The 21831-nt window shown below is 46.5% G+C and carries 18 protein-coding genes; 13 read left to right on the forward strand and 5 right to left on the reverse strand.

The genetic code is table 11. The features are described 5' to 3' along the window. The first annotated feature begins 450 nt into the window (after positions 1-450). The 3 genes from CA267_RS11035 to CA267_RS11045 all read left to right on the forward strand — a co-directional run bounded on the left by CA267_RS11035 (position 451) and on the right by CA267_RS11045 (position 7301). Complete coding sequence (locus CA267_RS11035; protein ID WP_075607427.1) at positions 451-3243, forward strand: TonB-dependent receptor; 2793 nt, start codon at positions 451-453, stop codon at positions 3241-3243. Between the two features lie 87 nt (positions 3244-3330). Then, complete coding sequence (locus CA267_RS11040; protein ID WP_083638195.1) at positions 3331-6456, forward strand: glycoside hydrolase family 2 TIM barrel-domain containing protein; 3126 nt, start codon at positions 3331-3333, stop codon at positions 6454-6456. A 284-nt stretch (positions 6457-6740) separates the two neighbouring features. Continuing rightward, the gene (locus CA267_RS11045) at positions 6741-7301 is read left to right on the forward strand and encodes a single-stranded DNA-binding protein (RefSeq protein ID WP_075607426.1); all 561 of its coding nucleotides are present in this window, start codon (positions 6741-6743) and stop codon (positions 7299-7301) included. A gap of 71 nt (positions 7302-7372) precedes the next feature. Here CA267_RS11045 and CA267_RS11050 read toward each other — a convergent pair whose 3' ends face one another. The 4 genes from CA267_RS11050 to CA267_RS11065 form a co-directional block, all read right to left on the reverse strand. Then, positions 7373-8632, reverse strand: coding sequence for a cytochrome P450 (locus CA267_RS11050; protein WP_075607425.1), 1260 nt, complete (start codon positions 8630-8632; stop codon positions 7373-7375). A gap of 310 nt (positions 8633-8942) precedes the next feature. After that, complete coding sequence (locus CA267_RS11055) at positions 8943-9158, reverse strand: YrhK family protein (protein WP_075607424.1); 216 nt, start codon at positions 9156-9158, stop codon at positions 8943-8945. 16 nt (positions 9159-9174) lie between these two features. After that, entirely contained in the window at positions 9175-9642 is a 468-nt protein-coding gene (locus tag CA267_RS11060; protein ID WP_321174005.1) for a carboxymuconolactone decarboxylase family protein, read from the reverse strand. A 42-nt stretch (positions 9643-9684) separates the two neighbouring features. Further along, positions 9685-10494 carry a helix-turn-helix transcriptional regulator gene (locus CA267_RS11065; protein WP_075607422.1) on the reverse strand — a complete coding sequence of 270 codons (810 nt, stop codon included), beginning with the start codon at positions 10492-10494 and terminating at the stop codon, positions 9685-9687. A gap of 242 nt (positions 10495-10736) precedes the next feature. Here CA267_RS11065 and CA267_RS11070 point away from each other — a divergent pair, with 242 nt between their 5' ends. Both CA267_RS11070 and CA267_RS11075 read left to right on the forward strand, forming a co-directional pair. Further along, entirely contained in the window at positions 10737-12659 is a 1923-nt protein-coding gene (locus CA267_RS11070; protein WP_075607421.1) for an acyltransferase family protein, read from the forward strand. Between the two features lie 273 nt (positions 12660-12932). Then, positions 12933-14441 carry a glycoside hydrolase family 43 protein gene (locus CA267_RS11075; protein ID WP_083638192.1) on the forward strand — a complete coding sequence of 503 codons (1509 nt, stop codon included), beginning with the start codon at positions 12933-12935 and terminating at the stop codon, positions 14439-14441. A gap of 22 nt (positions 14442-14463) precedes the next feature. On the opposite strand, the gene CA267_RS11080 is transcribed toward CA267_RS11075, so the two are convergent. Continuing rightward, positions 14464-15012: a DapH/DapD/GlmU-related protein gene (locus CA267_RS11080; RefSeq protein ID WP_075607419.1), complete on the reverse strand. Its 549-nt coding sequence runs from the start codon at positions 15010-15012 to the stop codon at positions 14464-14466. Between the two features lie 70 nt (positions 15013-15082). Between CA267_RS11080 and CA267_RS11085 the strand changes: the two genes are divergently transcribed. From CA267_RS11085 to rng, 8 genes are all read left to right on the forward strand, one after another. Beyond that, the gene (locus CA267_RS11085) at positions 15083-15649 is read left to right on the forward strand and encodes a histidine phosphatase family protein (protein ID WP_075607418.1); all 567 of its coding nucleotides are present in this window, start codon (positions 15083-15085) and stop codon (positions 15647-15649) included. Between the two features lie 441 nt (positions 15650-16090). Continuing rightward, a complete protein-coding gene (locus tag CA267_RS11090; RefSeq protein ID WP_075607417.1) occupies positions 16091-16600 on the forward strand; it encodes a hypothetical protein in 510 nt (169 codons plus the stop codon). Between the two features lie 135 nt (positions 16601-16735). Further along, positions 16736-17014, forward strand: coding sequence for a hypothetical protein (locus CA267_RS19280; protein WP_075607416.1), 279 nt, complete (start codon positions 16736-16738; stop codon positions 17012-17014). 246 nt (positions 17015-17260) lie between these two features. Beyond that, positions 17261-18304 (forward strand): rod shape-determining protein, encoded by a 1044-nt coding sequence (locus tag CA267_RS11100; RefSeq protein ID WP_075607415.1) that lies wholly within the window; start codon positions 17261-17263, stop codon positions 18302-18304. A 38-nt stretch (positions 18305-18342) separates the two neighbouring features. Beyond that, a complete protein-coding gene (gene mreC / locus CA267_RS11105) occupies positions 18343-19224 on the forward strand; it encodes a rod shape-determining protein MreC (RefSeq protein ID WP_075607414.1) in 882 nt (293 codons plus the stop codon). After that, a complete protein-coding gene (gene mreD, locus CA267_RS11110) occupies positions 19224-19706 on the forward strand; it encodes a rod shape-determining protein MreD (RefSeq protein WP_075607413.1) in 483 nt (160 codons plus the stop codon). The genes mreC and mreD overlap by 1 nt, the downstream gene beginning before the upstream one ends. Before the next feature lie 22 nt (positions 19707-19728). Then, the gene (locus CA267_RS11115) at positions 19729-20313 is read left to right on the forward strand and encodes a Maf family protein (RefSeq protein WP_075607412.1); all 585 of its coding nucleotides are present in this window, start codon (positions 19729-19731) and stop codon (positions 20311-20313) included. Further along, the gene (gene rng / locus CA267_RS11120; protein ID WP_075607411.1) at positions 20310-21776 is read left to right on the forward strand and encodes a ribonuclease G; all 1467 of its coding nucleotides are present in this window, start codon (positions 20310-20312) and stop codon (positions 21774-21776) included. Before CA267_RS11115 ends, rng begins: the two co-directional genes overlap by 4 nt. The last annotated feature ends 55 nt before the right edge of the window (positions 21777-21831 follow it).

Raw genomic sequence — 21831 nt, forward strand, 5'->3', positions numbered from 1 at the left:
TGGATCTTGAACTGAAAGCCCTGCGTTCTCTTATCTGTGCACTTATCTATGCAAAACGCTATCAATCTCAATCTTCCGCTTTTGCATGATAAAAATATTGTCTTATTTTTATTACATCGCATTTACAAATATAAGACCTTCTCCTATAACTAAAATAACGTCAAAGAGATAACGTTTAATCTTTTGTGACCAAAACAATAAAAACTTATAGAAGATCTTTAGCTCTTCTAACTTGATTCTAAATCAAAGAATTAACTTTCAATTCATTCGATATCTATCACCTTTTGATAGCAAAGGTTCCTTATTTTTAGCACTGGGAGCTTTTTTTCGTCGGAAAGGGTTAAGCGTTTACCTTGTCTTCTGCCAATTTTTTATCTTCTTAAAGGCAGGCGAAGTGAGGTACCGAAGCCAAAAATTTGTAAAACACTCAATACGACTGGAGAAAGTACTGTGAGACATACTAAAACGAATTTAAGTCAACAATCGCGATATAAGCCAATCTCTTTCAAACTCTCAGCCATTGGCTTTTCCATCGTTGCAGCTATGAACATTTCCCATGCTCATGCCCAACAGCGCTCGGCAGATACAACTGAAGGTAACGGCTACGAAGTTATTGAAGTGCGTGGTTTCAAAAACTCCCTAAGAGAATCCATGTTAAACAAAAAAGCGTCTGCGGTAGTATCTGACGGTATTTCGGCTGAGGACCTGGGTAAATTTCCGGACCAGAACGTGGCTGAATCTCTGCAGCGGATCACCGGCGTGGCGATAGACCGTAGCGGCGGCGAAGGGCAGTTTATTACTGTGCGTGGCTTTGGCCCCCAGTTTAACACGGTGTTGGTCAATGGCCGTCAAATCGCTACCGAAAACCAAGGCCGGGAATTCAGCTTTGATACCTTACCGGCAGAATTGATTAGCGGCGCTAATGTATACAAAAGCCCCATAGCCTCTTTACAAGAGGGAGGAATTGGCGCAACCGTGAACGTCACTACAGCCAGTCCTTTTGATTTTGACGGTTTTGCAGGCGCAGCCAGTGCCAAAGGGATGTACGAGGAAATTTCAGAAGAAGTGACACCGCAGGTTTCGGGTCTGGTAAGTAATCGTTTTCTAGATGGCAAATTGGGGGTACTGGTTGCAGGTTCCTATCAGGAACGTAAAGCGCAAACCAATATGCTGCAAACCAGCTACTGGCGTCCGAATATCAGCCTTACAAACCGTTCTGAATTAGATAACCCTGCGTATAGTGAGAGTGCGCAGTTCAACGGCGTATATGTGCCGCAGAACTTTGATCAAACCGTGGATTTCGCGCACCGGCAGCGGACCAGCGGCAATGTGGTTGTTCAGTATGCGCCGCAAGATAACATGATGCTGAAGCTCGATGCGCTGTATTCGAAGTTTGAAGTTGCCTCAAATGCAACGGGAGTAGGGCACTGGTTATCTGACAGCAACCTCGACAACCTTGAGTTTAGCGAAAACGGTAGTCTTGTAAGCCTCGACAGTACTTTGGTAGAGGGTGTTGGCGGTGCGACTGATTTTATTCGCCAGAGCTTTTCACGGGACGTAGATATTCAGGCCTACGGCATCAATTTCGATTGGGCAATCAACGATTACTTTACCGCAAACTTTGATGTTTCTACGTCAACGGCTAAAAATAATAGCGGCGGGGCAAACAACTTTAACGTGGTAGGCTATAACAATAGCTACAGTCTCGACTATTCCGGCAATATTCCAGAGCTGACAATTGATGGCGGCAGCGATGCTCTTGTGGATAAAGCCGCAGGGCGGATGCATGTCACCAATCGGGAAGGATTTGATGTTGAAGATACCATTGATGAATATCGCGCCGATTTCACCTGGTTGCCTGACTCGGACAATGCATTTTCCAAGATGGAATTTGGCGTTTATTATCAAGACAGACAAAAACAAAATAATAGCATTTCGGCAAGTTTATGCAGTATCTACTGTGGCTATCAATACGATATACCCGATGAGTTGCTAAGCGTTTTTACTCCGCAGAACTTCTTTGCTCAAGCCAGTCAACAATGGATAACCTACGATCCTGAAGCTTACTTTGACTATGCTATTTCTGACGAGGCCGTACAGCAAATCGCCGGCGCAACTGGGCAGACAGTCGAGGAAGTGCAGGCACTTTTGGATGAAGAAAGCATTAATAACCCTTCCTTGGGAAGTAATTCATTTGGCGTGAAGGAAGAAGTGTTAAGTGTCTACTCGCAAATGTATTTCAGTTTTATGCTTTCTGATATGCCAGTTGATGTGAACTTCGGGCTACGTTTTAGTCAAACCGATACCTCTGTCAGTGGTTTCGGACGGGAGCTGCTTGATATTGAGCCCATTCCCAACGATCCATCAGATTATAATGCAGTATATGCCACGGATACCGGCGTACCCGTTTCTGAATCAAACAGCTATACCAACCTGCTGCCAAACGTTAATGCTCGTCTTGAATTGACCGAAGATTTGATGTTGCGATTAGGCTACTCAGAAACACTCACGCGGCCCACAATGAGCGACCTGGTACCTGTGTTTAACGTCTCTGTAACCCGTCCCGGTAATCTTCAGGCGGAGTCAGGCAACGCGAATTTAAAACCGTTTCTGTCTACGAATATGGATATTTCTTTTGAATGGTATTACGCAGATACAAGTTATTTTGCAGTTGCGGCATTCACAAAAGAGGTCGAAGATTTTATCGTCGCAACGGTAGAGTCGCAGACGCTAAACCTGCAAAGCGGGCCATACGATTTCACGGTTAGACTGCCCGGCAATGGTGAAACGGCTGATGTAAACGGATTGGAGATTGCGTGGCTACACACTTTCGACAATGGCTTTGGCATTCAGGCTAATGCTACGGTGGTTAACAGTGATGCGACGTTAGATAGTAGCGATACCAGTGAGGTTTTCGCGTTAGAAGGACTGGGCGATTCCCAAAACCTGGTGCTGTTTTATGAACAAGGCCCGCTACAGGCTCGGGTGGCGTATAACAATCGCGAAGGGTTTATGCAGGATCTTGTCAGTCCGTTAGGCGGAACTGAGCCTCGTTTTACTGAAACCTATGGTCAGTTGGATGTAAGCGCCAGCTATGATATCAACGAAACCCTGACTGTCTTTCTTGAAGGCATTAATGTAACGGGGGAAACCCTTAGACGTCACGGCCGATATCAGGAGCAGTTTGTGCAGTTGATTGATGACGGCGCCCGCTACACCTTTGGGGTACGCGCGAGTTTCTGACAGAACAATGTTGCCAGGAAGGTATGCGCACGTACCTTCCTTAGGCTGCCATTCACGCTATCGTTTAACAAACCGACTGGATACCCTATGTTTCAGACATTCCTTAGAACAAGTTTTCTTTTTGCCGTGCTCGCAGGTACGGCAGCCGCTCAGTCAGAGCAGTCGCAAAAAAAGGAGTTTTGGGAAGATCAGCATATTGTGCAGAAAAATCGCCTGAACCCGCGAGCCCACTTCTATGCTTTTACTACCGACCCCGGCAATTACACCAATTCTCCCTGGCAAAGTGACGATTACCTGCTGCTTAACGGAGACTGGGAGTTTAAGCTAGTTAAAAATCCGTTTGCTACCGTAAGCGGCTTCCAACAGATGGACTTTGACAATCGCCAATGGGGCACCATTCCGGTGCCTGGAAATTGGGAGCTGAACGGTCACGGCTATGCCAATTACGTCAATATCCGGCTGGATTATGGTGACGAAAAGCCATCAAAAATTATCCCCAGAGAAGCTAATCCTACCGGGTTATATCGCAAAACCTTCACCCTTCCTGCTGATTGGGAATCCGACAAAGTAATCGCTTATTTTGGCGCAGTGAAATCGGCATTTAAGCTTTGGGTTAACGGAGAATTTGTAGGCTATTCCCAGGATTCGAAAACCGCCGCAGAATTTGATATTTCCCCTTACTTGCAGACCGGAAAGAACCTGATTGCTCTGGAAGTCTATAAGTGGTCTGACGGCACGTTTCTTGAGCTGCAAGACATGTGGCGTTTGACCGGCATAGAGCGCGATGTCTATCTTTACCGTACTCCGAAAGCCCAGCGGATTCAGGATGTTGATGTACAAGCAACCCTGGACGACAGCTATCAAGTCGGGAAATTGAACATTTCTGCAAATGTTGTTGACGAGAATGAGCAGCAGGTTAACGCCTGCAATGTTGCGGCGACAATGTTTGATGCTCAAGGTAGTGAGGTCTGGGGCGCTGACAGCAACGACTTTAAAGACGGCTGCTCGCTGACGACCAGCTTCGATAAAATTGATTCGTGGACAGCCGAAACCCCAAATCTCTACAGCATCAGAATTTCCTTACTAGATGCACAAAATAAGCCTCTGCAGCATATTTGGCAGCGGGTAGGTTTTCGACGTTCTGAATTAAAAAACGGCAACATTCTTATTAATGGCAAGCCTGTGCTTTTTAAAGGCGTAAATCGGCACGAACATGATCCCGACACCGGGCATATCGTCAGTCGGGAAAGGATGCGCCAGGATATGCTGCTGATGAAAAAGTTTAACGTTAATGCCGTGCGCAATTCACATTACCCCAATAATCCCTACTGGTACGATCTTGCCGATGAACTGGGCATGTACGTGGTGGATGAGGCGAATATTGAATCCCACGCGTTTGGTTCTGCACAAAGCAATTACGATGCTGACTCCCACATTGTCAACGATCCAGAATGGAAAGATGCCTACATAGATCGTGTCAGCAATATGTACGAAGCAAGTAAAAATCACGCCTCGGTGGTTATTTTGTCAATTGGCAACGAGACCGGTGATGGCCCTAATACGGCTCAGCTTTATTACTGGTTAAAAGCGCGGACCCAAAAGCCAGTAATGTCTGAGCAGGCGCAGTTAAAAGCTCATACAGATATGTACGCACAAATGTATGCGCCCATACCGCTTATGGAACATTATGCTTTATTGGGCGGCGACAGACCTATGATCCTCTGTGAGTTTGAGCACGCTATGGGTAACTCTGTTGGCGAGCTTTATGATTATTGGCAAATGATTCGAAAATATCCGGCGCTGCAAGGCGGGTTTATCTGGGATTGGGTCGACCAGACGATAGAAACTACGTCAGACACCGGAGAGTTCTATAAAGGTTATGGCGGTGACTTTGAACCTGAAGGTATGTATCACGACGGAAATTTCAACGCCAATGGAATAATGGCATCGGATAGAACCCCTCACCCTCATGCATGGGAAGTGAAATACGTTTATCAGGACGTTGACGCCTCGTTTGAAAATGAAGATAAAAACAGAATTTTGCTGACGAATCGGCGGTTTTTTACCGATCTGTCTGATTTGGAGATGCATTGGCAGCTGGAAGAAAACGGCAAAGTTGTGGAGTCAGGTTCGCTGGGCTCTCTTACTGTGGCACCCCAATCAAGTCAGGAAGTGACGCTATCTACTAATTATGTAAAGCGCGCAGGAAATCGTTATTACTTGACCTTAAAATTTTATCCAAAATCAAACGGAAATGTTTACGAAGAAGGTGAGCTTGCAGCCCATGTGCAATTACCTTATTCGATTAATCAGCAGGCTAACGTAGCGAAACAGCAAACGAAAAACCAGCCCACCGTAAAAGAAACCGGCGATACGGCTACCGTTGCTACGACAGCCGCCAGTTTTACCTTTGATAAAAAAAGCGGGTGGTTAACACAGTGGAACGTTAATAATAAACCATTGCTGGCATCGCCGATGCTGCCGTGGTTTTGGCGCGCCCCCACTGACAATGATTTTGGCGAGGGATATCCGGAAAAAGCCAAGGTGTGGCAACAGCTCCATCAACACGCAGAGCTGGAAAAATTTGATATCTCTAATAAAAACAACGTTATTGTTATTTCCACCGAACACTACCTTAAGCCAGTGGAGAGCCGGTATTTTAGTCGCTATAAAATTGCGGGTGACGGCAGCGCTGAAGTAAGCGTTAACTTTTACGCCGCACCCCATGCTCGCTACCCGGAACTACCCCGGCTGGGATATCGCTTAGAGCTGGTTAAAGGTTTTGACAAGGTAAGTTACTTTGGTAAAGGCCCTTATGAAAATTATTGGGACCGCAGCCATTCAGCGTTGATAAGCCGGTATAACATGAGCATTGACGAACTTAATCACGATTATGTGAGACCTCAGGAGAACGGCCACAGAAGCCACGTTTTTGAAGCCAATTTTTCTGGTTCATCGGTTCCCACTGTTTCTGTAAAAGGTGAGCCTGCGTTTGGATTTAACGCCGCCCATACGGATTTGCTCGATTATGCGCAGTTTAAAAAGGAAGGTTTACATCCCTATCAAATTCCGCGACAAGAAAATCTTTTTTTGAATATCGACTATCGGCAACGGGGAGTGGGTGGCACGCAATCGTGGGGAGCGTCGCCGCTGTTTAAATACACTTTACCGTGGCGGGATTACTCGTATCGCTTCTTTCTGAAAGCAGAATAATCTTATCAGTCCGCCTAAACCGGCGGACTTTTTCTGTCCCGCAGCCCAGCTTTTACTTCAGCTATAATCTGTTACGCTAGTGTCTTTGGTAACTCCCAACTAAAGTGGAAATTTAACCCTTAACGGAAGAAAAAATAGGGTATACTTCCCACTTTCGTTCAAGTTTCACCGCAGAGGTTTTATCTGAAGGTCAAACTTGAATATTTACTATGAATATCTTCTCCAGCAAGCCGAATTTTGTGGCTATCTGGTAGAAAAAAGACAGAGACAGACAGGAGACATCGATGGCAAGTAAAGGCGTGAATAAGGTCATTCTGGTAGGTAATCTGGGTAATGATCCTGAAGTGAGATACATGCCTAATGGTAATGCCGTAGCTAACTTGAGTCTGGCTACCAGCGAGAGCTGGAAGGACCAACAGGGCCAAGTACAGGAACGCACTGAATGGCATCGGTTAACCATGTATCGTCGTCTGGCTGAAATTGCAGGTGAGTACCTGAAAAAAGGCTCTCAGATTTACGTTGAAGGTAAGTTGCAAACGCGCAAGTGGCAGGATCAGCAAGGCCAGGACCGCTATACAACCGAAATTATTGTTGATCAAATGCAAATGTTAGGCGGCCGCCAGGAAAACAGCGGTAGTGCTGGTGGTGGCTATCAGCAGCGTCCGCAGAATAATTCTCAAGGTAATCAGGATTATAATCAGCAAGGCGGATATCAACAAAATTCCAATCGGGGAAGTGGTCAACCGCAAGGCGGGAAACCAGGAAATCAACCTAATCAGGGCGGCCAGAATAAACCCCCTATGGCAGAACCTGATTTTGACTTTGATGACGATATTCCGTTTTAGTTTAAAACGGATAAGCGTCAGAACCATAGAACCACTCAAGCGAGTGGTTTTTTTAGTTTAGTTATCAGAGCCTAAAGATTCCCCGGCTTTGCCTGAACATCGCTAATAATAAATCGGCTTTTCGGAATGGCGGGCATATGGGACAAGCTGAAGCTTAAATCCTGGGGCGGGACGGTATATTCCATTTCCTGCGTCAATGCATGCAGTGCTACCTTCATAACTTCAAGAGTTACCCATTCCCCTGCGCAACGATGGTGCTGGTGGTAGTCACCGCCGCCCTGGGGGATCAAGTTAAAACTGTTGATATCGCGAGATTCAAATCGCTCAGGACGAAACTCATTCGGCCGCTCCCACAAACGAGGGTCGCGGTTGGTGCCATAGAGATCTAATAACACCCAGCGGCCCTTCGGAAATTTATATCCCTGCCAAGAAAATGCCTGTTTTACTATACCGGCAACGGTAGGAAAAAAGGGATAATACCGCCGCACTTCCTGCACAAAATGGGTGAGCATTTGCTCGTCGCCGGTTTGCAGCTTTTGGCGATATGGCGGGTGTTCATGCAGCGCTAGTGCAGAAAACACAATAAAGCGGCCAATGGCGACAATGGGTCGCAGGATGTTAAGCAGTTCCACCGCTGCTATTCTGGGCTCTAATAAATTACCGTTAACGTCTTTATGAAAAGCCATGGTGCGGGCAGCGGTTTGTTCGCCAGTGGGCTGAGCGTTACTACGAATGTCTTCGATTAACCGTGCAAGCCTTTCTTCTGCATGATCTCGCGCCTTTCGCCCTTGCCAGTGGCGCAACCCCAAGGCGGCCGGAGCTTCAATCATTGCAACTAATTCTTCAGTGAACGGTTTGACCTGCGCTTCTACCAAAGGCACATCGGCCCATTCGCAAGCGGCTCGACAGAGAATGAGATTCACTTCAACAAATAAGTTTACCTTTTCCTGAGTTTGCCAGCTCTTTTGCGCCTCGCGCCAGTGCTTTGCCGTTAACTGTCCGATAAGATCAATTCTTGCTGGCGACATTAAAGACATAAACATGTCTTTTCGGCAACGATGCGCTTCGCCATCCAAACCCTGAACACCGCCCTGGCCCAACAGGGTTTTTTGAACGCGTTGCGGCATAGCGCCGTGTCGCTTAAAGTGCTGGTTATCGTAAAAGATTTTAGCCGCCTCTTCGCCCCGCATACACACTACTTTTTGCAGCAGAAGCCGAGTCTTAAACATATCGGTATTGTATCGCTGGCAACGTTTAGAGATAAATTCGTAACCCTCGGTCAGCAGTGCCAGCGTGCTATCTGGCCAGCGAGTGCTCGGAATGTTCGACATAAAAACTCCTTCAACGGTTATGATATTCAGGAAATAAGAATTCTCTCAGCTCAGCGTAAGACTATCCTGTTAGCAACTTTCAGCAGTGCAAAGTTTCAACCTTCGAGGAAACTGAACAAGAAAAAGCGTACGGTTGACGTTAACGGGTTCAAAAATAAAAAGCGAACCTGATCAGGTTCGCTTTCGAATATCCGGGTTTACACTGATAATTTGCGCTTAACGCTATTAAAACGTTCACCAAACTCATTGTAGATCACTGAGCGCCGAAACTTCTTAATATAGAGAAGCGGCCCAAAGGCGAAAACTAGCTTTAGCCGCCTGATTGGGATGCCTGGCGCGATCTTATACAACCACAGACGGACACGACGAACATCAATAGCGAGCCTGTCATAAACAACCAGACACCCACAGTTGCGTATTGGGCAAACCGCGGTAAGAAGAGCGCGCTGCCAAAGAAGAAAGCCAGGCTTGCCAGTATGTTGATACCATTTAGTAAATTTTGTTTACCAAAAAGCAGATCTTTCATTCGTCCCTCGCTTACTTTAAGCTTGCGCTGACTGCATATCCGGCGAAAACTGTAGGCTTACGGCTACACGATTCCAGCTGTTAATTGCCAGAATCACCGTGGTAAGTTCAATTAGCCCTTCTTCACCTAATGCCTCAACAGTCTGCTGATAAATGGCATCGGTGACGGAATTACTGATTAAAGTAAGCGCTTCGGCCCAGGCTAGAGCTGCTCGCTCTTTTTGGCTAAAGCAAGGTGCTTCTTGCCAGGCCGGTAATACATCAAGTCTTTCCTGAAGTTCTCCGTCTTTTCGGGCTTCAGCAGAATGCATGTGCTGGCAAAAGCAACAATGATTAATTTGGGAAACTCGCAGCTTAACCAAGTGGATAAGCGAGGGATCAATACCGGAACCTGCTTTTACGTTTCCTAGTGCGGTCAGATTTTTAACCAGGCGTGGGCAACGTTCGTATAAAGATGATTGGTTAATACGCGTAAGCATAATCATAGCCTCTCGTAGTGTTAATGAAGGCTATAGCGTAAATTGATGTTAAAAAGGGGGATTGGAAATTTGCGACAATTTTCGATGCCGATAATAACCCGGCGATTCAAATGTCGCTTTACGAAAAGCGTTATTAAAATGTGCCTGATCGAGATAGCCGCAGTGAAGCGCAACGTCGGCGAGGGACATTTCCGTCCGTAAAAGCAGTTGCCGTGCCTTGTGAATGCGAGAGAAATTCACGATTTGATTGGGCGTTACCCCAACTTCCCGCTTAAGCTTGCGCTCCAGCGTTCTACGGGTAAAACCTATCTTTCCAGCAATATCATAAGGTGTTGACGCTAGATTTTGAATTTCGTGAATGATGCCGCCTGTACGCAAATCAGGACTCTCAGATTTTGCTAAACACTGTATCAGCCACGTCTGTATCATTTTCATATGAAGGGCAAAATCAGTCATTGCCAGTCTATTAACTAACTGTTCCAGTGATTGACGCCAAAGCAAAGGTGACAGCTCCGCAAGGCAATGGTCCTGACCGGCAAGGTCTTGAACCTCAAGGCCCAACAGGAAGTGTGCACCGCTGGGTGTGAAACGAATGCTGATCCGCCGTTCACAACCACTAAGAGAATGATAAAGCGTATGTTTGTTGTGAAAGAAAACGGCTTTAATGCCGTCGGGCTCATACTTAAAGGTTAAGCTGGAACCTGCATCTGGATAGAGTTTTTCAGTTTTTTGCAGCTTGGAATGACTACATCCTTCCAGTGTCCAAATACACTGCACCCAAGGCTTCAATAATCGTTGCGGCTCGTAAAGGCGAATGTGAAGTGCAGTAAAACTACTGGCAGGAATAATTGTGGTCATCTTCCTCGCGCTTCTGTGTTTTTAACGCGTTCTTTAACGGCGGCTATGGTCATTCTTTTTAAAAGAACTGTCATAAATCACATTACGTGGTTCTTATCGGCGTTGCTGAAATTGCACGATAACAGATAAAAGATTTATGAACCCATTGGCTGTTATAGTAGTACATGAATCAGAATAAGAAAAATTTTACCGGGTGTCTGAAAAAGACACCTCATTTGCAGCTCCTTCTTTCGGCGTAAAGTGTGCATTTTCGTTATGATATAAATGGCCTTCGCGCCATCGCTGTAATTGCGGTAGTGTTATTTCATTTTAACCCTGGCTGGATGCCGGGTGGTTTTGCTGGTGTTGATGTTTTCTTTGTTATCTCCGGATTTTTGATGACAGGAATTATCTTCCGTGGTCTGGAAGACAACAGCTTTGGCATCGTTCGTTTTTATGTCGCCCGAGCCAATCGCATTATTCCGGCGCTTGCCTGCTTGTGCGTTGTTCTTCTTGTATTTGGCTGGTTCTGTCTAATGCCTGCTGAATATTCATTACTAGCCAAACATGCTGCTAGTAGTGTCACGTTTATCTCTAACTTTATGTACTGGCAGGAAGCGGGTTACTTTGATGCCGCTTCTCATGAAAAATGGTTGCTTCACACCTGGTCGCTGTCGGTTGAGTGGCAGTTTTACCTCTTATACCCTTTGCTTCTGCTGGCGCTTAAACCGTTTTTTTCTTTTGATAACTTAAAGCGATTAGTTGTGGTAGGCACTGTAATAGGATTCGCTTATAGCGCCTATGCCTCGGTGAAATGGCCGAATCCGTCTTATTATCTTCTGCCTACGCGTAGCTGGGAACTGATGTTCGGTGGCGTGGCATATCTATACCCCTGGGCCTTAAAACCCCGACCTCAAAATTTATTGAACGTTACCGGGCTGCTCTGTATCGCATGCTCCTATTTCTTTATTACCAACGCCACCCCCTGGCCGGGATACGCAGCAATACTACCGGTACTCGGCGCATATTTAGTCATTGTGGCTAACCAACAACAAAGCTGGCTTACGAACAACCGGGCGTTTCAGGCTCTTGGGAAATGGTCGTACTCTATTTACCTTTGGCACTGGCCTGTGGTGGTAGTGGGTTACCGCTATGATATTTCTCACTGGTGGATTTACGGGCTTCCGTTGTCAGTTTTACTTGGGGTTATTAGTTACCGATACGTGGAAAGCATGAAGTGGCCTTCGCTGAAGTACACGCGCGATATAATAAAAGTAAAGCCTGCATGGATGATGGTGGTAGTTACGTTAGGCGGATTAATGATTGTCAACTCTCGGGGGGTGAGTTCGCGGTTTGATGAGCAGATTCTCGCTATGCTGGATTCTGCGTCTTTCAGCCCCTACCGCGAACAGTGCCATATCGACGATTATCAGCCACCGCACAAGTCCTGCGAATACTTTGGCGATGACATATCCTGGGCGGTATTTGGCGACAGTCATACAGTGGAGTTAGCCTACGCCTTGGCCGAAAAGTTAAAGCCCTCTAATCAAGGAGTAAAACACTATAGCTTCTCTGGCTGCGCACCATCGTTATTGCAGAAAGAAAATTCCGGCCGCTGCACAAAATGGTACAAAGAAGCGTTGGAAGACATTGTTGCGGATACGAGGATTAAGAACGTAGTCGTCAACCACCGCTACGCTTACAGTTTTTTCGGAAACCAGTTAAAAGAGCCTTCTACGCTTACTGAAAAAGAACAAAATAAAGTGGTGCGCGTTGAAAAATCGTTAGACGCAGTAATAAAGGAACTGGCTGCAGCAAAAGATAATGTTTACGTGCTTTATCCTTTTCCTGAAATTAAACGTCCGGTTGTCGCTTTAATTTCTAACGAGTATTTACAACATAGTAAGTTTGAGCAGGTATTGGGGAGCAGCGTGCAGGATTACAATGAGCAAAACAGGATCATCATTGAGCACTTTAACAACAGCAAATATCCCGCTAACGTCAAGTTAATTAAGCCGCAAGATGCTTATTGTGATGATCAGCAATGTTTAGCCGTAAAAGCGGGCAAGGCCTTGTATTTTGATGACAACCATCCTTCTGTCTATGGGGCAGAGCAGGTAGTGGAACTACTGCCGCTGCATAATGCCCAACCTGCCACATCAGGAACACAGGCTACTACAAAATAAGCCTCTTGAAGCGCTTCAATTAGCGGTGTCGATATCTCCAGTGTAGGTGTAACGTTTTCTCTTGAATTTAAAGATGTGTCTGCTATTGTCTAAACCCATAGTGTTAACGTTTACCCTTGTTGAGCCTTATGCTGCGGTTAACGCGCCTAACGTTATGGATTGTTGGAGTGACGTATTCCTACCCTTGGAAGCTTTAGATAGGATGAAAAGCAACGTGCGTTATCTGCGGGTGCTTCAGTGAAAACGGGTCTATTGAAGAAAGATCGCAAATAAATGAACAAAGCATCGATATTATTAACAGCAATAAAGTCCCTACACGTGTGGTGCTTCTTATGTTGTATAGGCTTTGCCACAGCATCGCCTGCATCTCCGCTTGAGGTCAAAAGCCTGGTTATTGATGGACAAACGATAGCGCTGCCGGAAAAACGAGCTTCTCAATCCCGAACCTGGGCCATAACTAATCACGATAAAGCCAATGTGCAGGTAGATGCGCGTTTTCGCTTAAACAGTCCACAGGCTCAGGCGGGAATACTACTCCGGGCACCGCGCGATAGCGACAACATAGATTCCGCTTACCGCATTATTGCTGATGGTGAACATCAACGTATTTATTTAGCAGTAAACGACGTCATTATCAGTGAGCGTCAGCTGCCGATTAAACATCAAATGCCGTATTGGTTATCTGTCAGAATCCAAAACAATCACGTTGTCGTCTATTTTGGCGAATCGCCCAAATGGGAAACCGCTTATCCTGTCATCGATGCTATTGATAACACCAGAAGTGCTGGAATTGTTGGGGTAACGGTGGAAAGTGGTGAAGTTGTCTTCGAAAATATAGATGTAAAGGATTACGTACCTGAAAAATCAGGCGAAACCTATACTAATCCAGTTCAATTGAATTGTGCCGACCCCGGCCTGCTTCACTATAAACATACTTATTACGCTTACTGCACCTATACTCCCAACCCACCGGGGACCGATGAGGGAATTCGGCTGTTTACTTCAGTTGATCTGGTTAACTGGCAAGACAGAGGCTTTGCGCTAAATAATAAAGACGCGTGGGGCGCTAAAGGGCACTGGGCGCCAGATGTCATTGCTGCTAATGAAAAATTCTACATGTACTTTGCGGTTAATGAACGCATAGCTGTGGCAACAGCAGACAATCCACTTGGCCCCTTTACTCAAAAACAGCAAGTGCCCATGGAACCTGACAGCATTAAAATTGATGCCCATGTGTTTACAGATGATGACGGACAAAGATATTTTTACTACGTCGGGTTTGACAATGGCAACCACATTTGGGGAGCAAAGCTAAACCCGGAAATGACAAGCGTGGACGAGTCTTCAATAACTCATCTTATTGCCCCGCAAGCAGCCTGGGAAACGCATATGGCTAATGTGGTAGAAGGCCCCATGGTGATTAAGCATAACGGGCTGTACTACATGACTTACTCAGGCAGCCATTTTGAAAGTCCGCACTATTCTGTCGGCTACGCAACAGCCGAGCATCCCCTGGGGCCTTGGAAAAAATACCCGTTTAATCCGATCATGCAATCTACTTCTTACGCCCATGGCACGGCGCATCACAGCCTGACACGCTCCCCTGACGGCAAAGAATGGTTTATCGTTTATCACGAACATTACGATCTTCAGCACACTCATCCCCGTAAAATGGCAATAGATCGTATTCGGTTCGTTCCGCAGGAAGAGGGCTCAGATGCATTACAGGTGTGGGGGCCGACGCTGTCACCTCAACCTTTTCCAAGCAACATAAAACCCTAAACGAAGGCGCGCAGTAATTAAGTTAACCTACGTTAGGGCCAATGACTCTGCAGGGTTTTCCTACGGCAATACTGTTAGCGGGCAGTGATGTATCGACTACGCTGCCTGCGCCCACGATGGTATTACGTCCTATGGTCACACCGGGCAAAATTACCGTATTGGCGCCAATCCACACATCATTTTCAATCGTCACGCCCGCAGGTGGTTCGACAACTGCTTTGTGATTTACTTTCAACGGTAAATGACGGGTGGAGATAATAACATTAGGGCCAATTAGCGCGTGATCACCAATGCAGATGGGCGCAGTATCTAAAAAAGTGACATTGTGATTAACGTAAACCTGCTTGCCCAGCCGCATATTCTTTCCACATTCAAAGAATACTTCTGACTCAATAAGTGCAGGCCCCTGTAATTTCAGGCGCGTTTTTAGCAATGTCATGCGAGCTTTAAATTGGTTCTGGGGCAGGCGGTTGTACTGTGCACAAAATGCCGCAGCTTCTTCACTTTCCCGGCTGACGTCCCGCTGCTGTATGCGCGTTAGGTCTAACGGAACATACCCATCTTCTGTCATTTGCCTTTTCCTTGCCTTGTGATGCGGTTATATTGCGCCTACATTTACGGCCAGTAAAGCGCGCGCTAGCATGGAAGCAAAGGAAATTATTTTGATTCGGCACGGCAAACCCGCGTCGGCAGTGAACGATAAAATGGACGCTGCAGGTTTTGCCAAGTGGGTAAGACACTATAACCGCGCAGGGATACATCATAATAGCCGGGCGCAAACGACGCGGGAGCTTGAAGCGTTTTATATTATGTCCAGCGATCTGAAGCGCGCCAGGCTTTCTGCTGAACTTTATACACCTCATGCCGTTCGTGAAACCAGTGCCTTGTTGCGAGAAATGGACATCCCCCGCTACAAACTAAAAGGCAGATTTAAAGCCTGGTCGTGGGTATATCTTAATCGAGCGGTATGGTTAGCGGGAAAGCACGGACCTTTTGAAAGTTTTAAAGAAGCTAAAGCCAGGGTGAATGAGGCCGTTACATTGTTAGAGCAGCGGGTAGCACTGCATGGTCGCGTTGCCGTGTTTGGACACGGAATGACAAATCGCTACCTTCGCATATATCTACAACAAAAAGGCTGGCAGCTGGTAGAAAAGGACAATCGATTTTGGGGTGTTAACCATCTGCGTTTAGAAGAAAAAGCTGATTAAATTGTCGGTTTCTGTCTACTGGAGATTTGCTCCAAATTCAGTTGTAAGTGGTGAAAGTATAACAATTTGTTCAAATAGTTCTGTTGTTGGCAGTTTCGGTATGGTGCTACGCGCTGGCTTGTCATTGACAACGGCCCTAAAGCTGGTAGCAGATGCGGTAAACGACAACGCGTTAATGAGATGCGAAAGTCTATGAAACGGAGAAAATATTACCTGAGTTAGTCAGGACAGCGTGTAAATGATAAACGTAGGAGAAGGAAAAAATAGACGAACTGCTTGCAGAATCGACTCACTTCTCAAACGTGAAGTGGATTACGGCCCGAAACGGCTGAGCGCCAAAAAAGAGCCTTTGCTGATTATGGCGGTAATGTTGCTCATTTCGATCCTCAGGTATTTTCTGCCATAACGGAACATGGTGGGCGCAATTGAAGACAGTAAATTATGAATAAAACAGATGCAGCCAAAAACGCGCAACGAAAGCTTTTTATAAGCATTATTGTGGTCATTATTTTTGCCACGTTATTGGGAAGCTTTATGGTGATTCTGGACCGCGCCAATCCGAGGTTTGATCCAGCCATTTTTCGTCAGTTAGGAAAACAAATGGAACAAAGCGCTATAAAGGCGCATTGGCAATGGCAGGCAGAAGGCAGACCCGACATGATTATGCTGGTGCACTATGATGAAAAGGGGCGAGAAACTGGGCGGCGACCTGTGCCAATAACTTACACCGGCTGGCCTAAAGCGGGCGCTTCTGAAGAAGGATGTCGCGCCTTATGGCAGATGCTATTGAATGTACCAATGCAAGTCGAAGGTTTTAACGTGTTCAGCGATTACTACTCTGGCACGCGACAAAATAGTGAGCCAACGAATGCTCAATGTCAATTTCGCTTAAGCTCTGGAGAGAATTTTCATTACGCTATATATACAGGCGATGTGACGCAGGAAGACTAGCTTTTGAGAATATTTAATAAAGCATGCGTACGGAGCAATAGAAGCCGGTTTGTAAAAACATTGAAGAGAAGATGACATCAATGACACGATTGAAGCGCGACAATCAAGCGGGCTTTACCATAAAAAGACTGGTAATTGGTATTTCTTGGTCTATTAGCCGCAGTTGCAGTCCCTCTGTTATTAGATGTAATAGAAGAAGCGAAAGATGCCACAGTTGAAGGCGTGGCACGTAGGTTTGCCTGTCTACGCTTTAGGCGGTGGTTTGCCGCTTGCGACCAGATTGATGTCGCTCTGGCGAGTGATTTTTCTCCAATTAGGTTACGCCAGCAGGCCGGGTCTCCTTCGGCTTATTTCGTGGCAATGACAGAACAATTCATTGGCGTGAACGAATTCAATAATGGCGAGTCTAACTGAAGCTAAATTTGAGTATGAGTTCATTAATGAATAGCGAGGTTGTTTTTTGTACAGTCAGCCGCAACAAAGATGGGTGGCAAATCATAAACACAAAAAAATCGCCTAAATATACCGAGTTAGCGCGGCTTCTTACTTGCCCAAATTAGCCCCCATTGTTAAAGTGTGCGGATAGTTATCTTCTTTCAGCTTGCGTGTCATTTTTAATCCGTCTGCGACACGTCGGCAAGTTACAGGAATTAGCATTTCATGTTTAAAAAGCTTCGAGGCATGTTTTCCAACGATCTATCCATCGACCTCGGAACAGCTAATACGCTGATCTATGTGAAAGATCAGGGTATTGTGTTAAACGAACCTTCCGTAGTTGCAATTCGTCAGGAACGCGCTGGTGGCCCGAAAAGCGTGGCCGCCGTGGGTGCCGAAGCTAAACGCATGTTAGGACGAACTCCTGGCAACATTCGCGCGATTCGGCCGATGAAAGACGGCGTTATCGCCGATTTCTACGTAACTGAAAAAATGCTACAGCACTTTATTAAACAGGTGCATGACAATAATTTTCTGCGTCCCAGTCCTCGCGTGTTAGTGTGCGTTCCCTGTGGTTCCACGCAAGTTGAACGCCGGGCAATTAAAGAATCAGCGTTAGGTGCAGGCGCCCGTGAAGTCTATTTAATCGACGAACCTATGGCAGCAGCAATCGGTGCAGGTTTACCAGTATCCGAAGCAACAGGTTCAATGGTGGTGGATATCGGTGGTGGTACTACAGAAGTTGCTATTATTTCGTTAAACGGTGTGGTGTATTCGTCATCTGTAAGAATTGGTGGTGACAAGTTCGATGAAGCTATCATCAACTACGTCCGTCGTAACTTTGGTTCGCTCATTGGCGAAGCAACGGCAGAGCGTATTAAACACGAAATTGGCGCGGCCTATCCAGGCGAAGAAGTGCGGGAAATTGAGGTGCGAGGCCGTAACCTGGCTGAAGGTGTACCAAGAGGATTTAACCTCAACTCCAATGAAATACTGGAAGCACTACAGGAACCGTTAACCGGAATTGTCTCTGCGGTAATGGTTGCCCTTGAACAATCGCCGCCTGAACTGGCGTCAGATATTTCTGAACGTGGGATGGTACTTACCGGCGGTGGCGCTCTTTTAAAAGATTTAGACAGACTGTTGATGGAAGAAACGGGTATTCCTGTGGTAATTGCCGATGATCCATTGACTTGTGTGGCCCGCGGCGGTGGCAAGGCTTTCGATATGATTGACCTGCACGGTGGCGACTTGTTTAGTTACGAATAGCGTGAAACAGGCAACCCAAGGGTTGCCTTCCTGCTTTTATGGATACCATATTCACGCGCGGCCCTTCTCTTAACAACCGACTCACGCTCGCCCTGGTGCTGTCGGTGTTGCTGATCTTTGCCGATCATAAACTTGATGCCTTTCAGTCCACCCGCGTTTACCTTAACTCGATAGTGAGTCCGTTGCAGTATTTAGCCAACCTTCCCAGTCTGATGCTTAACGAAAGTGCCCAGCGCCTTACCTCTCGCCAACAACTTATAGAAGAAAACGAGCGGTTAACTAATCAGGTGCTGAATATGAGCGAGCGTTTGCAGCGCTTCGACGTCATGCAGGCCGAAAACACTCAGCTTAGAACGTTACTTGATGCGCCAGTGAAACACGGAATGCGCAAGATGGTTGCTGAATTAATGGCTGTAGATAACAATCCATTTAGCCAGCAAATTGTCATTAACAAAGGTGCCATTGATGGCGTATTTCAGTCGCAGTCGGTGTTGGATGATCGCGGCATTGTTGGCCAGGTAATGGAAGTGGGAACAACCAACAGCCGGGTTTTACTGGTGTCTGATGTGACTCATGCTATTCCAGTTCGCTCTGTTCGCAACAATATTCGCTATATCGCCAGTGGTACCGGATCACTTGACGAGCTTTACTTAGAACACGTTCCTCACAGCGTTGATATCAAGGAAGGCGATTTACTGATTTCCTCCGGCCTGGGAAATGTCTTTCCCGAAGGATATCCGGTAGCACGAGTAAAAACAGTGATCCGCGATGAAAGCCGGCCCTTCGCCGTTGTCAGCGCCCGACCTTTGGCTAAACTCGATCGGTTAAAGTATTTGCTGTTGTTGTGGCCTCAGCAAAATACAGATACGCCGCCAATTGAACCCGTCACCGATACAGACGAAGCGGGAGAGAATCCCTAGTGTTTTTAAAAACCCGCCACTACGCCATTATCTTCACCGTGCTAATTGCACTGGTGCTGCAGATAATGCCTTTACCTATTCAGGTCGATGTATATCGCCCTGATTGGGTGTTGATAGTGCTGGCGTACTGGACAATGGCGCTGCCCAATCGTGTAAATGTAGGCGTAGCATTTATCACCGGTTTGGCAATGGACATTTTGCTAGGGACTGCTCTGGGTATACACAGCTTCGCGTTAAGCGTATCTGTTTATGTGCTGGCGGCCAATTATCAGCGCTTGCGCAACTATTCTGTATGGCAGCAGGCGGTTATTATTGGCCTTCTTAGCTCGCTGTACCATTTGGTGCTTTTCTGGCTGCAGCATTTACTTACTGACATTCCTTTTCAGTTTGGATATTTGTGGCCGGTAATTACCTCTATGCTGTTGTGGCCGTGGATGTTCTGGCTACTGCGAAAGGCGCGGCGACAGCTTCGTATTACCTGATCTCTCAAACAAGGGGTACATTATGCAACCGTTTCTTATTCTTGCTTCTGCTTCGCCCCGCCGAACTTCCATGTTAGAGCAAATAGGGATTCCCCACCGCCAGTTACCCGTTGATATTGATGAAGCCCCCCACGTTGGAGAATCCCCTCAGGCGCAGGTCACCCGCCTGGCGGTGCAAAAAGCTAATGAAGCGTTCAGGTGCTTAGATGAGACACAACAAAGTGATGCCGTGGTACTTGCTGCTGACACGCTAATTGCTTTCAACGGAAAAAGTCTCGGGAAACCTGTAGATGAAGCTGATTGCCGAAGTATGCTAAAAGCACTATCAGGCAATGAACATGAAGTGCTTACCGCTATCAGTGTGAAAAGCTCTGGCAGACAAGAAACCCAATGCCTATGCACAAAGGTGCGCTTTGCTTCTTTGAGCGAGGCTGATATTGCCGCATACTGGCAGACAGGCGAACCAGCAGATAAAGCAGGAAGTTACGCCATACAAGGCATTGGCGGGCAATTTGTGAAGTCGGTTGAAGGGAGCGTAAGTGCCGTAATTGGTTTGCCCCTTTATGAAACCAAGCAGCTATTAAAAACATTCGGGGTTGTATCGTGAGTGCAGAACTATTGATCAATGTGACACCTTCCGAGTCCCGCGTGGCGCTCATTGAAAACGGCATTTTGCAGGAGATACATGTCGAACGCCACACCAAGCGTGGGCTGGTGGGCAACATCTATCGCGGTAAAGTTAGCCGGGTTTTGCCGGGAATGCAGGCAGCCTTTGTGGATATCGGGCTGGACAAAGCCGCGTTTCTTCATGCTTCAGATATTGTTATTCACAACGAAGTGGTGGGCGAAGTTACCTCCAGCCATATTGAGAAACAGGATATTCGCGAACTCGTAAGAGACGGACAGGATATCGTTGTGCAGGTAGTTAAAGACCCAATCGGTACCAAGGGAGCCAGACTCACTACCGATATAACCATACCCTCACGCTACCTTGTGTTCATGCCCAGTGTGACTCATGTGGGGGTATCGCAACGAATTGAAGATGACGGTGAACGTGAACGGCTGAAAGAGCTGGTGCAGGAATTTTGCGATGAAGAAGGTGGCTTTATTTTGCGTACTGCCGCTGAAGGCGTAAGTAAAAATGAGCTGTCGCAGGACGCGGCTTTTCTGCGCAGGCTTTGGAACAAAATCCAGCAGCGCATGAAGCAAAAAAAATCCAATGTACTTTACGAAGATTTGCCGCTGGCACGCCGGGTGTTACGGGATTTTGTCGGAACGGAAATGGATCGTATTCGAATCGATTCCAAGCTTTCTTATCATGAGTTAGTCGACTTCACCAAAGAATATGTCCCAGAGCTAAGTAGCAAACTGGATTACTACACCGGTGAGCGACCAATTTTCGATTTATATGATGTGGAAAACGAGGTTCAGCGTGCATTGGATCGACGGGTCGATTTAAAATCAGGCGGCTATCTGATTATCGATCAGACCGAAGCTATGACCACCATTGATATCAACACCGGCGCGTTTGTTGGTCATCGAAATCTTGAAGAAACCATTTTCAATACGAACATTGAAGCCACACTCGCTATCTCTCGGCAGTTACGGCTACGCAATCTTGGCGGAATGATCCTTATCGACTTTATCGATATGACGGAACCGGACCACAAGCGCCGTGTCTTACATAGTCTGGAAGTCGCCACTGCAAAAGATCGGGCAAAAATTAATATTCATGGTTTTACTTCTCTGGGCTTAATTGAAATGACTCGTAAACGAACACGAGAGAGCCTGGAACACACTCTTTGTGGCGAATGTCCTGTATGTAAAGGTCGGGGATCAGTAAAAACTATTGAAACCATTTGTTTTGAAATCATGCGTGAAATAGTGCGCGTGAATCGCGCTTATGATGCAGATAAATTCGTAGTGTACGCATCGCCGCGAGTTGCCGAAGCATTAATGGGTGAGGAATCTCATATGCTGGCTGAACTTGAAGTCTTTGTTACCAAACAAATCAAGGTGCAAACAGAAACACTATATAATCAAGATAAGTATGACGTCGTTATGATGTAGGGGCATGATGTAAGCGAATGACGTAAAAGAACGAACGCCGTGACTAAATGATATA

This window comes from Alteromonas pelagimontana, from assembly GCF_002499975.2.
Taxonomy (GTDB): domain Bacteria; phylum Pseudomonadota; class Gammaproteobacteria; order Enterobacterales; family Alteromonadaceae; genus Alteromonas; species Alteromonas pelagimontana.

Coding starts and splice junctions, on each gene's coding strand:
- mreC (WP_075607414.1), top strand. CDS start 18,343: ATGGATACCATATTCACGCGCGGCCCTTCTCTTAACAACCGACTCACG.
- CA267_RS11090 (WP_075607417.1), top strand. CDS start 16,091: ATGAATAAAACAGATGCAGCCAAAAACGCGCAACGAAAGCTTTTTATA.
- CA267_RS11115 (WP_075607412.1), top strand. CDS start 19,729: ATGCAACCGTTTCTTATTCTTGCTTCTGCTTCGCCCCGCCGAACTTCC.
- CA267_RS11080 (WP_075607419.1), bottom strand. CDS start 15,012: ATGACAGAAGATGGGTATGTTCCGTTAGACCTAACGCGCATACAGCAG.
- CA267_RS11040 (WP_083638195.1), top strand. CDS start 3,331: ATGTTTCAGACATTCCTTAGAACAAGTTTTCTTTTTGCCGTGCTCGCA.
- CA267_RS11065 (WP_075607422.1), bottom strand. CDS start 10,494: ATGACCACAATTATTCCTGCCAGTAGTTTTACTGCACTTCACATTCGC.
- CA267_RS11055 (WP_075607424.1), bottom strand. CDS start 9,158: ATGAAAGATCTGCTTTTTGGTAAACAAAATTTACTAAATGGTATCAAC.
- CA267_RS11085 (WP_075607418.1), top strand. CDS start 15,083: ATGGAAGCAAAGGAAATTATTTTGATTCGGCACGGCAAACCCGCGTCG.
- CA267_RS11060 (WP_321174005.1), bottom strand. CDS start 9,642: ATGATTATGCTTACGCGTATTAACCAATCATCTTTATACGAACGTTGC.
- CA267_RS11075 (WP_083638192.1), top strand. CDS start 12,933: ATGAACAAAGCATCGATATTATTAACAGCAATAAAGTCCCTACACGTG.
- CA267_RS11045 (WP_075607426.1), top strand. CDS start 6,741: ATGGCAAGTAAAGGCGTGAATAAGGTCATTCTGGTAGGTAATCTGGGT.
- CA267_RS11050 (WP_075607425.1), bottom strand. CDS start 8,632: ATGTCGAACATTCCGAGCACTCGCTGGCCAGATAGCACGCTGGCACTG.
- CA267_RS11100 (WP_075607415.1), top strand. CDS start 17,261: ATGTTTAAAAAGCTTCGAGGCATGTTTTCCAACGATCTATCCATCGAC.